General features: G+C 50.7%; 15 protein-coding genes. 3 read left to right on the top strand and 12 right to left on the bottom strand.

Features of this window, described 5'->3' with window-relative positions; all coding sequences use genetic code 11:
* Positions 1 to 4: 4 nt before the first annotated feature.
* The 3 genes from EKM99_RS00075 to mnmA all read right to left on the bottom strand — a co-directional run bounded on the left by EKM99_RS00075 (position 5) and on the right by mnmA (position 3,194).
* Entirely contained in the window at positions 5 to 691 is a 687-nt protein-coding gene (locus tag EKM99_RS00075) for a tetratricopeptide repeat protein (protein ID WP_125579665.1), read from the bottom strand.
* 8 nt (positions 692 to 699) lie between these two features.
* Positions 700 to 1,356, bottom strand: a complete 657-nt coding sequence (locus EKM99_RS00070) for a histidine phosphatase family protein (protein WP_125579663.1) — start codon at positions 1,354 to 1,356, stop codon at positions 700 to 702.
* A 710-nt stretch (positions 1,357 to 2,066) separates the two neighbouring features.
* A complete protein-coding gene (gene mnmA / locus EKM99_RS00065) occupies positions 2,067 to 3,194 on the bottom strand; it encodes a tRNA 2-thiouridine(34) synthase MnmA (RefSeq protein ID WP_125579661.1) in 1,128 nt (375 codons plus the stop codon).
* Positions 3,195 to 3,412: 218 nt separating this feature from the next.
* Between mnmA and EKM99_RS00060 the strand changes: the two genes are divergently transcribed.
* From EKM99_RS00060 to EKM99_RS00050, 3 genes are read left to right on the top strand one after another with little or no spacing between them, the layout of a single operon-like run.
* The gene (locus tag EKM99_RS00060) at positions 3,413 to 4,387 is read left to right on the top strand and encodes an ABC transporter ATP-binding protein (RefSeq protein ID WP_164511461.1); all 975 of its coding nucleotides are present in this window, start codon (positions 3,413 to 3,415) and stop codon (positions 4,385 to 4,387) included.
* Entirely contained in the window at positions 4,384 to 5,160 is a 777-nt protein-coding gene (locus tag EKM99_RS00055) for an ABC-2 family transporter protein (RefSeq protein ID WP_125579657.1), read from the top strand. The genes EKM99_RS00060 and EKM99_RS00055 overlap by 4 nt, the downstream gene beginning before the upstream one ends.
* Positions 5,160 to 5,927 (top strand): ABC transporter permease, encoded by a 768-nt coding sequence (locus EKM99_RS00050; protein WP_125579655.1) that lies wholly within the window; start codon positions 5,160 to 5,162, stop codon positions 5,925 to 5,927. The genes EKM99_RS00055 and EKM99_RS00050 overlap by 1 nt, the downstream gene beginning before the upstream one ends.
* A 125-nt stretch (positions 5,928 to 6,052) precedes the next feature.
* Here the strand turns inward: EKM99_RS00050 and EKM99_RS16120 are convergent, their stop codons facing one another.
* The 9 genes from EKM99_RS16120 to EKM99_RS00005 all read right to left on the bottom strand — a co-directional run bounded on the left by EKM99_RS16120 (position 6,053) and on the right by EKM99_RS00005 (position 12,100).
* Entirely contained in the window at positions 6,053 to 6,913 is an 861-nt protein-coding gene (locus EKM99_RS16120) for a CatB-related O-acetyltransferase (protein ID WP_125579653.1), read from the bottom strand.
* 12 nt (positions 6,914 to 6,925) lie between these two features.
* The gene (locus EKM99_RS16115) at positions 6,926 to 7,762 is read right to left on the bottom strand and encodes a CatB-related O-acetyltransferase (RefSeq protein WP_164511460.1); all 837 of its coding nucleotides are present in this window, start codon (positions 7,760 to 7,762) and stop codon (positions 6,926 to 6,928) included.
* 268 nt (positions 7,763 to 8,030) lie between these two features.
* A complete protein-coding gene (locus EKM99_RS00035) occupies positions 8,031 to 8,372 on the bottom strand; it encodes a DUF1831 domain-containing protein (RefSeq protein ID WP_125579651.1) in 342 nt (113 codons plus the stop codon).
* Position 8,373: 1 nt separating this feature from the next.
* The gene (locus EKM99_RS00030; RefSeq protein ID WP_125579649.1) at positions 8,374 to 9,570 is read right to left on the bottom strand and encodes a cysteine desulfurase family protein; all 1,197 of its coding nucleotides are present in this window, start codon (positions 9,568 to 9,570) and stop codon (positions 8,374 to 8,376) included.
* Between the two features lie 25 nt (positions 9,571 to 9,595).
* A complete protein-coding gene (locus tag EKM99_RS00025; RefSeq protein WP_125579647.1) occupies positions 9,596 to 10,288 on the bottom strand; it encodes a 5'-methylthioadenosine/adenosylhomocysteine nucleosidase in 693 nt (230 codons plus the stop codon).
* Between the two features lie 389 nt (positions 10,289 to 10,677).
* A complete protein-coding gene (locus EKM99_RS00020; RefSeq protein WP_125579645.1) occupies positions 10,678 to 10,971 on the bottom strand; it encodes a hypothetical protein in 294 nt (97 codons plus the stop codon).
* Positions 10,972 to 10,980: 9 nt separating this feature from the next.
* Positions 10,981 to 11,523 (bottom strand): NUDIX hydrolase, encoded by a 543-nt coding sequence (locus EKM99_RS00015; RefSeq protein WP_125579643.1) that lies wholly within the window; start codon positions 11,521 to 11,523, stop codon positions 10,981 to 10,983.
* 2 nt (positions 11,524 to 11,525) lie between these two features.
* On the bottom strand, positions 11,526 to 11,762 hold the full coding sequence (locus tag EKM99_RS00010; protein ID WP_125579641.1) for a cold-shock protein: 237 nt from the start codon (positions 11,760 to 11,762) through the stop codon (positions 11,526 to 11,528).
* Between the two features lie 158 nt (positions 11,763 to 11,920).
* Positions 11,921 to 12,100 carry a hypothetical protein gene (locus EKM99_RS00005; RefSeq protein WP_125579639.1) on the bottom strand — a complete coding sequence of 60 codons (180 nt, stop codon included), beginning with the start codon at positions 12,098 to 12,100 and terminating at the stop codon, positions 11,921 to 11,923.
* Positions 12,101 to 13,008: the final 908 nt, after the last annotated feature.

Genomic DNA, 13,008 nt, shown 5'->3' with positions numbered 1-13,008 from the left:
CCCCTTACTGTTGATCGTCGTTTTTACCTTGTTGTGTCTGAACGAAGCGTTCGATGTCGGCTAGTCGTTGTTGACCCTTGGCAAAGTAGGCTGGGTCCAACTGCTTAGCCTGGGCAAAGTGTTCTTGGTACGGCTGACCCTGCACCATGGCGACCAGGCCACGGTCAAATTGCGCCCGGCCGTTCTTAGGATTCAACGCCAACACCTGGTCGAAGTAATCCGCCGCCTGATCCATGTTGCCCACGGCTAGCAAGTTCTCCGCCGTCACTTGCAAGGTGGCCTCATCGTGGGGTTGGCTGGTCAGCGCTGTTAACGCAAAGGCCAGGGCCCGTTTGTGATCACCGTTAGCCATGTAACTTTGTGCCATCATTAAATAGCCAGCGCCCTTCCACTGCGCGCTGAGTTGGTCAAATTGTTGGATTGCCTTGGTGTAATCCTGGGCCGCGTAATAAACGTTGCCTAACCCGTAGCGCAGCTTTTCAACGACGGCCGGTTGCGCCGTAAACAGGCCTAACGCCTTCATCAAGAGCTCTTCTGCCTGGGCAAACGCGTTCAAATCCACCAGCACGGTAGCCAATTCGTAGTACGCTTCCGCATCCCCCGGATGAGTATCAATCCGTTGAACCAGTTGATGGACCATTTGTTCTGATTTTTGTTTATCTGCGTCACGATTCATTTTTTCTTCAGTCATTTAATCACCTAAATTGTGTCTGTGGGTGTGGCAGTTGCCGTCAAGAAACGCGTATCGTTCCAATCGATCAGGTCAAAGTGGTGGCCATCACTGGTCTCTAACACCGTCACACTAGTATTTCGTAAACCGCCCCGCTTGCGTAAGTCAGCTAAGGGCGTCCCCAGCAAGGCGTTGATTTCGGCATTCAGAGCCGCTCCGTGACTCACGATTAAAACGTTGTCTTCAGATTGGTTGTTCGCCGCCACGATCTTTTGAATCGCTGGCGTCATCCGGTTAATCACTTGGGTAAACGTCTCCCCGCCAATCTTACTGGCGTCATATTGGTCCGGATGGTTGCGAAAGGCATCTAGTTCGGCTGGAAATTGCGTCCGAACGTCCTCAAAGGCCATGCCCTCCATTTTGCCCAAATGAAACTCCTCCAACCGACTAACTAAGGTTAACGGAACGCGTTGATGCAATTCTTTGACCACGTGAACCGCGGTAACTCGTGCCCGCTTGATGGGGCTGGCGTAAGCGTGGGTGAACGGCGTGCCCTTCAAAAACCGGCCAACCTGTACCATCTGTTCGTAACTCTCCGTCAACAGCGGAGAATCGCCACCAGCGCCTTGAAACCGACCTTCTTGATTCCATTGCGTCTTGCCGTGGCGGATAAAGTATAATCTCATTTTTTTGCCGTCCTTTCAGTAAAGTCACATACACTACATTATGCCAGTTTTTCCTGAATTTTCAAAGAAACATCCGTTAGAAAATTCAAATACCTATCCGGTTCTTGGCCTGCCTCCGCTGCGGTAAATTAGGGACTCTCACCCTGTGGGGCCCGTCTGCGGCCTGAGAAGCGGTCCTCCGACTCGCCTTTAAGCCACGAAGACCACGTGTCTTAAAGCCGGCCCGTGCTGTAAGATTGGGAAAAATCACCCAATCAACACCACCGACACAGGGTTCTGTCCCTATTCACCTCCGCTCCGGCAGACCAAGAACCTACACTGATTTTGACTTCCACGGCTGTCGCTTGCTCCTGACAATCATGACAACGAAATTGATCAGCGTCAACTGTGTCTGGCTGAAGAATTGGTTATGAACTCATATCCGCACCCACAACAGTACCGCTATAATCCGTACTAGCCGCAGGGATGGTGAAAATAGGCTAAGCCGTGGGATTTATAAGTCGGTGCGCTATCGCCGTCTTATAAATGGTGCCTTTGAGACGCGCTCTTGGCGGCTCAAAGCAAGGCCGAAGACCGCCCCTCAGGCTTCGGTCGTCCTGCCCACAGCGTTCCAGTCCCATTTTTCACCATCTCGGAGGCGACCTTAGACACAAAATTTAAAAAAGAACCCTTCAATCCGGCGCAAGGCCGTTTCGAAGGGTTCAGGAAAATTAGATTAATTGCAGCTCGCGGTCCTTGTTGTAGGCTGCGTCAATAATGGCGCTACCCAAGCACTCGTCGCCGTTGTAGAACACAACCGCCTGGCCAGGGGTAATTGCCCGGGCTGGGTCGTCGAACTCTACCGTGACCTGCTGGCCATCTTCGCTCAAGCGAACGGTAACGCCCGTGTCCTTTTGGCGGTACCGGAACTTAGCCGTGCAGTGGAACTCACTGCCGCGGTCAATCGTGTTGACCCAGTGAATGTCCGAAGCAGACAGGTGGGTCGCATACAAATGGGGATTGTGGTAGCCCTTGCCCACGTACAGAATATTCTTGGTCAAGTCCTTGCCAATCACGAACCAAGGCTCGTTATCCTCACCGTCACCACCGATGCCTAAGCCGCGGCGCTGACCAATCGTGTAGTACATCAAGCCGGCGTGGTCACCCTTGACCTCACCATCGACCGTCATCATCTTGCCCGGCTTGGCTGGCAAGTAAGTGTTCAAGAAGTCCTTGAACTGACCCTTTTCACCGATAAAGCAGATCCCCATGGAATCCTTCTTCTCAGCAGTGGCCAGTCCAGCTTCCTTAGCAATCTCACGGACCTGTGGCTTTACCAGGTCACCGATTGGGAACATCACGCGGTCCAGCTGCTCCGTTGAGAGCTGGCTCAAGAAGTAGGTCTGGTCCTTGTTCTGATCCACGGCACGCATTAAGTGCGCGTCACCGTTCTCGTCACGGGTCAACTGGGCGTAATGGCCCGTAGCGATGTAGTCGGCACCTAACTCTAACGCGTAATCCAAGAAAGCCTTAAACTTGATTTCCTTGTTACAGATCACGTCAGGGTTGGGTGTCCGGCCCTTTTTGTACTCGTCCAAGAAATACGTGAACACGCGGTCCCAGTATTCCTTTTCAAAGTTGACGGAGTAGTAAGGAATACCAATTTGTGAGGCAACCTTTGCTACGTCCTTATAGTCTTCTGTGGCGGTACAGACACCGTTCTCATCCGTATCGTCCCAATTCTTCATGAAGACGCCGATTACATCGTAGCCCTGCTGCTTTAAGCGCAACGCGACAACGGAGGAATCGACCCCGCCACTCATACCAACGACAACCCGTGTTTGGCTGTTGTCCTGCATGATATCACCATCATTTCTCTCAGATTCTGGAGAATCTACGATTTGAAGGTCGCATAAATCCAGTATTGCCTAGTTTACCCATTTTGTAGCGTTTTTGCAAGCCTGGCGTTTCCTTTCACCTCACCGCCACTTTTTTACGGGTAAAGGGTGGTCACCCTGCACAAAAAGCGTATAATTAAAATTGCATTAGAAAATTAGTAATTCTTAACAAATTGGAAGTGAGTCCCTTGGCAACCCCCACCATCACCATCGATCACGTGAGCTTTAATTACGTGACCTATACCAAACAAAGCGGCCTGCGTGGTAGCTGGCATGACCTGTTTCACCGTCAGAAAAGCACCGTAGCCGCCGTTCAAGACGTTTCCCTCACAGTTGCCCCGGGTGAGGTTCTCGGCCTGCTAGGCGCGAATGGCGCGGGTAAAACGACGCTAATCAAATTGATGACGGGAATTTTGCCCGCCAGTGCCGGTCAGGTTCGGTTGTTAGATGACCAACACCCATTTCAAAAGAAGCCGGCCTTTCTGCAACGAATCGGCGTCATGCTGAGTCAAAAGAGTCAGTTAGCCTGGGATTTGCCGCCACTAGACACCTTAGTCCTGCTCCGAGAAATCTATCACATCCCCCACGACCGCTTCGATCACTGGTTAGCCTTCTTAACCGAGCAACTGGCGGTTACCGAACAATTACACGAGCCGGTGCGGAAGCTTTCTTTGGGGCAACGCATCAAGTTTGAACTCATCTGCGCCTTGATCCACACACCAGAAATTTTGTTCCTGGATGAGCCTACGATTGGGATCGACGTTAGCAGTCAGGCCAACATTTACCGGTTTCTCCAGCAACTGAATCACGACACCCAGATGACCATCATTTTGACGAGCCACAACACCAAGGATATCGAGGCGTTGGCCCAACGCGTGGCGGTCATCAATCATGGTCAGAAAATTTTTGATGGTACCCCGAATGGTCTGATCAGTCGTTATGCCTCCGCAGCGACCCTGGAAGTTGTCACGGACGAACCGCTGGAAACACTGCCAGCCCACGTCACCCGCGTGGACGAGACCCACTATCGTGTCGACGCAACCGCGCTGGCAACGGTACCGCTGGACCCGGCACACATTTTACAGGTTCACCGCCACAATGGGAGCCTCGATGATATTTTGACGCAACTGTTCTCTGAGGAGGCGCCGAAATGAAGTACTGGCAAACGTACCAAAATGCCGTCACCACGACGTTCGCTTACCGGGGCAACCTGGTGTTACACCTGTTAACGGTCGGCCTGAATATCTTGATGGCGTGCTTCATGTGGCTCGCCGTCTACCGCTTCAGTGGCAGTGACAACATCGCTGGCATCGGGGCTAATCAAATGATTGTTTACCTGATTGTCGTCAACGTGCTGGCACTGATTTTCTCTGCCAATCCCATCTTTACCTTGAGTAGTCTGATTCGTAGCGGGAACCTCTCCGTGATGTTACTGCGACCCATCAACTACTTTCGCCAAAGTTTCTGGACCTACTTAGGTCAGGCCACCCCCTATCTGGTCGTCTACGGCCTCGCGATTGGGCTGGTCAGTCCCATTTTTCATCAGGGATGGGTGTACGTCCTTGGCAGTCTCCTATTGCTCGGCGTGACCTACGGCATGTATTTTCTCTTAATCTCGTTGATTAGTTTGACCAGTTTCTGGTTGATTCAGGTCTGGCCACTCCGCCCCGTCTTGAGCGCTCTATTTCTCCTACTCGGCGGGCAAGCCTTCCCGCTACAAATCTTACCCCACGCATGGCAGTGGCTGACGCTGAATCCATTTGCCTTAGCCGGCAATCAATTGACGCTGTTGCTGCTCGGAAAATTGAGCCAATCACAACTCTGGTTGGCCACCGGCACGGCTGTGGGCTGGCTACTGTTAGCCGCCGTTCTGCTCAAAATCGTCTGGCGCCGCGGCATTCGGTCCTTCGAGGGGGTGGGTGGCTAATGGGTAAAATTTATCGTGTCCTAGTCAGTCAAAGTCTGGCAGAAACGCTGTCGTATCGGCTAACGGCGAGCTTGACCGCCATCTTCGGGGTCATGTTCTATCTGATTGAGCTGGTCACCGGGGGCGTCTACTTTTCCTTCACTACCAGTATTTACGGCTGGACGTTCCTGGATTATTTGAACCTGATTACGACCGCCAGCCTGGTCAGTTACGCCTACCAATTCTTGTTTGTGGCGGCGCACGAGGACCTGACGGATCAAATTCTCAGCGGCAACTTGGACTATTCCCTGTTACGACCGGTCAACTCGTATTGGTTTCACGCCTGTTACCGGGTTGATTTTCCCTCACTGGTCACGTTGCTCTTGACCGCAGGGATTGAGATTGGCATTCTGCTGAAACTCCAGCCAACACCGCTCAACCTCTTGGGCTACTTACTGGCCGTGATTATTGGGGTGGCCTTCATCTTTGCCTTGAACCAAATTGTCGTCACCCTCGCCTTCTGGGTTGATGGCTTAACCGCACTAAATGGCGTTCCAGAGGACCTCATGAGTGCCTCGGCGCGACCAGCCAAGATTTATCCCCGGTTGATTCAGCAGGTCTTCCTCTGGCTCATCCCCTCACTGGCCATCACCAACGTCCCCGCTCAGTTTGGTCACAACCATCCGACCTGGCTGTTGCTGTGGATGGGAATTGTGACCGTCGCCCTGTTGGCAGTGTCCTACGTGGAGTGGCAACGGGGATTGTTGAAGTACGTGTCGGCAAACTAGGCAAAAAAGACATTTCTCCTCCCATTTATTATTGACAAAGAGTCAAAAAGGTCACAACCTTCTGTGTGTTCATCAGACGGTTGTGACCGCTTTACTTATATTCTTCTTTGACAAGCTTATGAACGTCACTCACCCAAATCCACCGGTGTACTTACTTCCATAGCCTTCTGCACCATAGCTGTTGTTAGTGGTTGCGGCGAGAATAAAGGCAACTGATCTTCGGCAACTAATGCGCCAACCTTGGCGATAAAAGCTGTGATTTTTTCATCCGCTGCTATTTGAGTGAACAGACCAAAATCGTATTGCCACCAGCGCAAATCAAGTAGTCGGTCGATAGTTGGGAAATCAAACCGGTATTTCACAACCCTTGCTGGCCACCCCGCAACCACCGCGTATGGTGGGACATCGTGGGTAACCAAACTACCAGCCGCAACTACAGCGCCATCACTGATCACCAGACCATTGTTGCCAAAGACGACGTCATCACAAATCAAAACGTCGTTGCCAATCACAATGGGCTGCACGGCGTCCTGTGGGTTTGCTGTCGGTCTGAAATGGCGCTGCTCTGTGTTTAAGTAATCGCGATACGCACTAATTCTGCCATCAAAACTGACACTAGACGTGGTAAACCGATTCAGAGGATGATTATGTCCCATCTGACTGACGCGACTACCGATAGAAGTATACCTCCCGACAACCGTATTTACAGGCAATTGGCTCCACGAATAGCTAAAGGCTCCCATTGAGAAAAAATTCTGACCGCGGCCAAATGTCGTATAGGGTTCGATACTGATATCTGAGCCCCAAATAGCCTGATCCGTTCCAATCTTCAATCGCGAAGCACGTGAATTAAAGCGGGTATAGATGTGTTGTTTACGCAATAACTGATCAATTCCTGGTTGATAGACCATTTTCACGGATCGTTGCTGTGCCGTTAACCTAAGTCCAATCTGAAAAAAAGTGTTGTGTCGAATCACCGTGACCATTTGGCTCACCTCCTAGTGTGTGACTGCCTGAATATCCTGTAAAGTTAATGGGGCAGGATTATAGGGTGTCAGACAATCAGAAGAGCGGAGAGTCCGAACTTTTTTAATAAAGTCGTCAATATCTTCCTGAACCTCAACCGTGCTGAACTGGCCAAAATCGTATTGCCACCACTTCAAATTCATCAGGGTGTGGATCGTCGCAAAATCAAAGCGAAATTTAATCACCTTAGCTGGCCAACCACCAACTACCGCATACGGGGGAACGTCGTGCGTCACTAGAGAGCCGGCCGCCACGACGGCACCATCATTCACCACAATTCCCTTGTTGCCAAAAACACAGCCCCTGCCAATCCAAACATCGTTGCCAATCACCACTGGCTGGATTTGATACATGCCATCCTGTCCGACCGTATTAAACTGAAGTTCAGGATGATCAGCTAAATAATCGTTGAAAGGCTGATGGTCATGGTCAAAAGTCAAGCTTGAAGTGGTGAAGTGGTGCAACGCATGATTCACGTTCATCACGCGACACTCGGCCGCAATTGAAGAATAACGGCCGACTACCGTGTTAACAGGCAATATGCTCCAGGAATAACTAAACGCTCCCATCGTATGAAAGGCTGTACCACGGCCAAACGCCGTATATGGTTCGATCACAGCCTGGTTGCCAAAATAAATTTGATCTTGATCGATTTTAAACCGTGACTGCTGTGAGTGAATATTCGTGTAGACCCGCCGTTCACGGAATAATGTATTCACCGGTTTAGTGTACAAAATTCGTTGACGATTACGATTATGACGTTGGACTACGCCTTTTTGAAAAAAAGCTACACCGGAAATTTCTGTCACTTTGTTCTCCCCCAATCCTGTCTGGTGGCATTTTTAAACCATTCGCCTGACACAGCAATGGTAACGCTTACTCATGAATTCATTTAATCATAAAGCTTTTGTTATTAACGGTCAACAGTTAATAGTCAATCCGTACAATCTGATAATTTATTGCAAATGATTGACTCATATTGACTGAAATATTCTCAATAATTATAAAAAAAGAACCATGACAAGCGTCATAGTTCCTTAATGTTTCTGAATTAACACATCTAACATGTATCGCCCTTTACTTCTTTTGTAAAATTTCGCGGTCAATCAAGTTTTGCAGGATAAAGTGGTATTGTTCCACGTTACCCTCAGCGTGTGTGCCCTTAAAAATATTGACTCGGGCGTTACCAGACGCGTTGGTCGTGGACATCTTGAACCCACTCAGGTCCTTGGCCACAATCACTTTTAGCATCTGATTACGGTTATATGGCGACGTTGGATCAACCGAGCGTTCCAACGTGTAGTTGCCAGCGTTAGAGACCTGGAAACCCACGTCCTTTAACGCGTAAGTCTTGATATTCGGGTGCAAAATGTAAGTATCAGTGTCACCCGTCACTTTCATTTCCTTCTCAAATAACACGTTACTTCACCTCATTCTTTGAAAGTCGCTTCACGATGGCACTGACGTTCTTGATGAAGGCGTCAATGTCGTCGCTCGTCGTTTGTGCCCCAAAGGATAACCGAATGGATTCAGCGATCCGTGGGCTAGCCTCTCCAAACATGGCGGTCAACACGTGCGAGGGCTCGATGGATCCCGCCGTGCAGGCAGACCCACCGGAGACGGCGATGCCAGCCAAATCCAAGTTCGTTTGCATCACGTAGGTGGAAATGCCCTTGATCCAGATGTTGAGGACGTGCTCCAGATTTTCGCCTTCCAGCGACCCGTTAATCGCGAAGTCCACGCCATTTTGGGTTAACCCATCCACGACCTGTTGTTTGAAGCCGTGGAATCGGGCACGCTTTTCCGCCTTAACTTCGGGTGTTAATAGCTTAGCAGCGACGGCCATGCCAGCGATGGCGGGTACATTTTCCGTCCCGGCCCGGCGTTTTTCTTCCTGGTCGCCCCCCTTGATCAAGCTGGGAAAGTTGACACCCTCGCGCTTGTACAGGAAGCCAATCATCTTGGGTCCGTTGATCTTGTGAGCGGACGTTGAGAGCAGGTCAATGTGGTCGCGTTGAACGTCGATGTCGAGCGAACCATAGGCCTGAACGGCATCAGTGTGGAACCACGCTTGATGGTCCTTTAAAATCTCACCAATTTCATGAATTGGCATCCGACTGCCGACCTCGTTATTGCCCATCATGATGGTCACCAAGATGGTGTCATCCCGCAGTGCAGCCTTGAAATCGTCCAGACTGATGCGACCCTGCTCATCAACGGGCAAATAGGTCACGTCAAAGCCTTGCTCTTCCAACGCATGCAGTGGCCGGAGCACGGCCTCGTGTTCAATCTCAGTCGTAATGATGTGCTTGCCCAGTGCTTGACGCGCCAGTGCCGTTTGCGTAATGGCGGTGTTGTCACTTTCGCTCCCACCACTGGTGAAAATAATCTCTTCGTCGTGCGCAGCGTTGATGCTCTTGGCAATAACCTGCCGACTATTTTCCATAATAGTGTGCGCTTGGCGACCCAGCCCATACAGGGTTGACGCATTGCCGTACACGTTGGCCATCTTATCGACCATCTCGTTTAAAACTTCTGGCGCCATCGGTGTGGTGGCGGCGTTGTCCAGGTAGATTTCCCGGACGGCATTACTGTTATCAATGTGAATCTCTTGCACCCTAAAAACCTCCTGAAGAGCCGAGTTAGTTCTGTGCTGCTAACAAGGCCAATAACATTTGTGCAGAGCGATGCCCCGCGTCAATAATAAAATCATCAAAGTTTACGCCGGAATCATTGTCGGCATTGTCGGACATGGCCCGAACAACGACGTAAGGCACCTCAAATTGGTGCGCAACTTGGCCGACAGCGGCCCCTTCCATTTCACCAGATAAGGCGTCTGGGAAGTGACCCATGATGTCCTTGATAGTTGCCGGACTGTTTAAGAATTGGTCGCCAGAAACAATCAGTCCCAGCTTCGTCTTCAAACCGGTGTTGGCCGCAGCCGCCACAATCTTTTCGCCCCATTCTTTGGAAGCTTCAAAACGGGCAGGTTGTTGGGGCAGTTGGCCGTATTCGTAGCCAAAGGCCCGGGCGTCAGCGTCGTGGTAAGCCGTCTCAGTGGAAACGACCACGTCACCGATGTTCAGGTCAGGCGCTAAGGCACCGGCTGAACCGGAGTTAATCACGATATCCACGTCAAATTGCGTAATCAGTAAAGCCGTCGTTAAACCGGCTTCAACTTTACCGATGCCGGAACGAACCAGCACAACGGATTGGTTGTGAATGGTGCCTTGATAAAATTCCAGGCCGTGAATGCTGGTCGTTTGCACGTTGTCGAGGGCGTCGTGTAGTTCTTTAATTTCTTCTTCCATGGCGCAGAGAATGCCAAATGTCATAATTACGTTTCCACTCCTATTCGTTGTTTGGGTCTAAGACTGGTTGGTCCAGCGCCTACCGGGCAGTGAAAATGGGATAGGACGCTTGAAGCCAAAGAGCGGTCTTCAAGCTCGCTTTGAACCGCAAAAATCGCGTTTCAAAGTCGCCATTTTCTGAGTAAGACACTCAGAAAATCCACCGGCTTGGCCCATTTTCACTGCCCTCCCGGCTGACATTCAGTTAGCCCCAAACACGTCGTCTTTAATTTTTTTGCTTACTATTTCTACGATCCCTGGTACTAGCCGCGACTATTGTCCTTAGTCACACCTATCCACTACCACCATTGTCCTTAATCATTCTGGCACACTGTTACGGCTCTTTTCAGTTCACCCGAAATAAAGCAATAACCTTAATCGAGGAAGAACAGAATCAAGTACACCGCGATAATCAGTAACACCAGCCAGACGATGACCCAGTTGAGTCGGTGGCTGAGCCGTTGCTGCTTACTATCAACGGGATTGACGCGTTGCTCGTTGTTGGGTGCATCCCCGTTAGGCGCTTCACCACCATGACTACGGGCGTATTCCTTTTCGACTTGAACCCGTTTACGGTCGCGTTCTTGAAAATCTTTTTCGGCCCGTTCCTGTTCCCGCCGATAGTCAGCGCGGGTTTTGGGATCGTCTTGCCCATCATTTGCATGCATTGCTGTCACCTACTTCTGTAATAACCAGTAATAGATGGCCGTAATCGTCTTGGCGTCGTTGATTTCGCCGCTGTCAATCATGGCCTGGGCTTCTTCCTTGGTCACCGTCAACAGTTCTAAATTTTCCCCTTGGTCGCGGGGGAGTTCAGTCGTGACGGGTTTCAAATCAGTCGCCAAAAAGAGTGTCATGTATTCGTCAGAAAAACCGACGCTAGAATAAAATCCGGTAATCCGTTTTAATTGGCCCGGTTGGTAACGAATTTCTTCGTTAAGCTCCCGGATCACCGCGTGTTCCACGTTGTCTGCGTCCCGACTGTCTAACTTACCAGCTGGAATTTCCAACGTTGCGGCAGCGATGGGTGCCCGCCATTGCCGTTCCAGAATCATTTTATGATCATCGGTCAACGCCAAGATGCCAACAGCACCCGCGTGACGCACGATCTCACGTGAAGCCGCGTCCCCATTTGGTAGGCGAACCCGCTGACGTTCCAGCTTAACGATCACGCCATCATAGAGATCCTCAGTCGATTCAACATGTTCTTCTAAGTCCACTGTTAAGCCTCCTCGGTATTGCCCTCAGCACTATCCGTGACGACGGGCGTTACCTTTGCCGCTTGGAGCCCATGCATGCCTTGCACGATGACAAATTGCACCGTTTGGCCGGCTTCCAATTTTTTAAACCCCTCGCCAACGATGGCCGTGTAATACACAAAAATGTCGCCGTCCGCGGGTGTGGTAATGAAGCCAAAGCCACGTTGTTCACTGTAACTCTTTACTTTTCCGGTTAACATGGTATCCCTCCCATACATAGCACAAATTATACTCGCTTGAACGGTTGACCGCAAACAATGGTTCTTCCACCCGCACACACTTTATGAAAATCTGAACGTGTGAAGCAGTCACATATCCATTCGTCGTTGAAATCTCCAAAACATCTGGAAAAATCCAGCTAATAATAGTCCATGCCAGAAAGGTAGTCGAAGACAGCCACCTGCGGCTGCCAGAGATTCCGGTTAGGGTTGGTACTTAACAAGGCGTTGATGCGACCATCGCTGGACCGGCAACGTTTGTACAGAGAATTGACCACTGCCTTTGTAGGTGTGAGTGATTCTAATTTGGCCTCATCCATAGAATTGGGTCCCCAAAACTTACATTGTCGAAACGTGTGTCAGAGGCAAACGACTCCGCTTAGTACTGATAATGCTCGCCAGTTAGCCGTCATCTGCCACACTCTTGTCCTTCCTACAACGTAATCTAAGCTTGGCGAACGGTAAGGCAGCAGACTTTGACAGCGTCGCCAAGATTCCGTGATTTATTCGGGCTTCGGACTTTAGAACTTTAGTACTTTTGGTTCCTGGGCTGAACGAATAAATTTGTCGATGCACAATCAAAGAGCCGGAGGAAGCCAGGGTGGAGCCAGCTGTGTCGATGGTCTTGGCCGAGGTTCCCCACTCGGCCTAGTCCATGGGGCGACCTTTGAGACGCCTGAACTCTGCGGCTCAAAGTCGAGCTGGAAGACCGCCCCTCAGGCTGGAAGCGACCCCACAGCAGGCGGAACCCTGGAAGCCGCAGGCGGCTAATTTACCACAAACTGCACTAACGCTTTTGAACTAGATTCCCAAGGTCCTGAGGTTCCTCACTCAGCCTAGAGCATGGGGCGACCTTTGAGACGCCTGAACTTTGCGGCTCAAAGTCGAGCTGGAAGACCGCTTCTCAGGCTGGAAGCGACCCCGCAGCAGGCGGAACCCTGGAAGCCGCAGGCGGCTAATTTACCACAACCCGCACTAACGCTTTTGAACTAGATCCCCAAAGTCCCGAGGTGTCTCACTCGGCCTAGTCCATGGGGCGACCTTTGAGACGCCTGAACTTTGCGACTCAAAGTCGAGCTGGAAGACCGCCCCTCAGGCTGGAAGCGACCCCACAGCAGGCGGAACCCTGGAAGCCGCAGGCGGCTAATTTAGGTTCTATGTCAACTGTTGTTGGTAATTCCATTTATAAAATTGTCTAATCCTTTGAGATTAGGCAATTTTTTTTGAG

Origin of the sequence: Levilactobacillus cerevisiae, assembly GCF_003946245.1 — a bacterium.
GTDB classification, from domain to species: Bacteria; Bacillota; Bacilli; order Lactobacillales; family Lactobacillaceae; genus Levilactobacillus; species Levilactobacillus cerevisiae.
This window is presented reverse-complemented; position numbering and strand designations above follow the sequence as displayed.

Bases quoted from the DNA above. Each gene is read 5' to 3' on its own strand.
- EKM99_RS00050 (WP_125579655.1), top strand. From the start codon at position 5,160: ATGGGTAAAATTTATCGTGTCCTAGTCAGTCAAAGTCTGGCAGAAACG.
- EKM99_RS00005 (WP_125579639.1), bottom strand. From the start codon at position 12,100: ATGGATGAGGCCAAATTAGAATCACTCACACCTACAAAGGCAGTGGTC.
- EKM99_RS00075 (WP_125579665.1), bottom strand. From the start codon at position 691: ATGACTGAAGAAAAAATGAATCGTGACGCAGATAAACAAAAATCAGAA.
- EKM99_RS00020 (WP_125579645.1), bottom strand. From the start codon at position 10,971: ATGCATGCAAATGATGGGCAAGACGATCCCAAAACCCGCGCTGACTAT.
- mnmA (WP_125579661.1), bottom strand. From the start codon at position 3,194: ATGCAGGACAACAGCCAAACACGGGTTGTCGTTGGTATGAGTGGCGGG.
- EKM99_RS00025 (WP_125579647.1), bottom strand. From the start codon at position 10,288: ATGACATTTGGCATTCTCTGCGCCATGGAAGAAGAAATTAAAGAACTA.
- EKM99_RS00070 (WP_125579663.1), bottom strand. From the start codon at position 1,356: ATGAGATTATACTTTATCCGCCACGGCAAGACGCAATGGAATCAAGAA.
- EKM99_RS00010 (WP_125579641.1), bottom strand. From the start codon at position 11,762: ATGTTAACCGGAAAAGTAAAGAGTTACAGTGAACAACGTGGCTTTGGC.
- EKM99_RS00055 (WP_125579657.1), top strand. From the start codon at position 4,384: ATGAAGTACTGGCAAACGTACCAAAATGCCGTCACCACGACGTTCGCT.
- EKM99_RS16120 (WP_125579653.1), bottom strand. From the start codon at position 6,913: ATGGTCACGGTGATTCGACACAACACTTTTTTTCAGATTGGACTTAGG.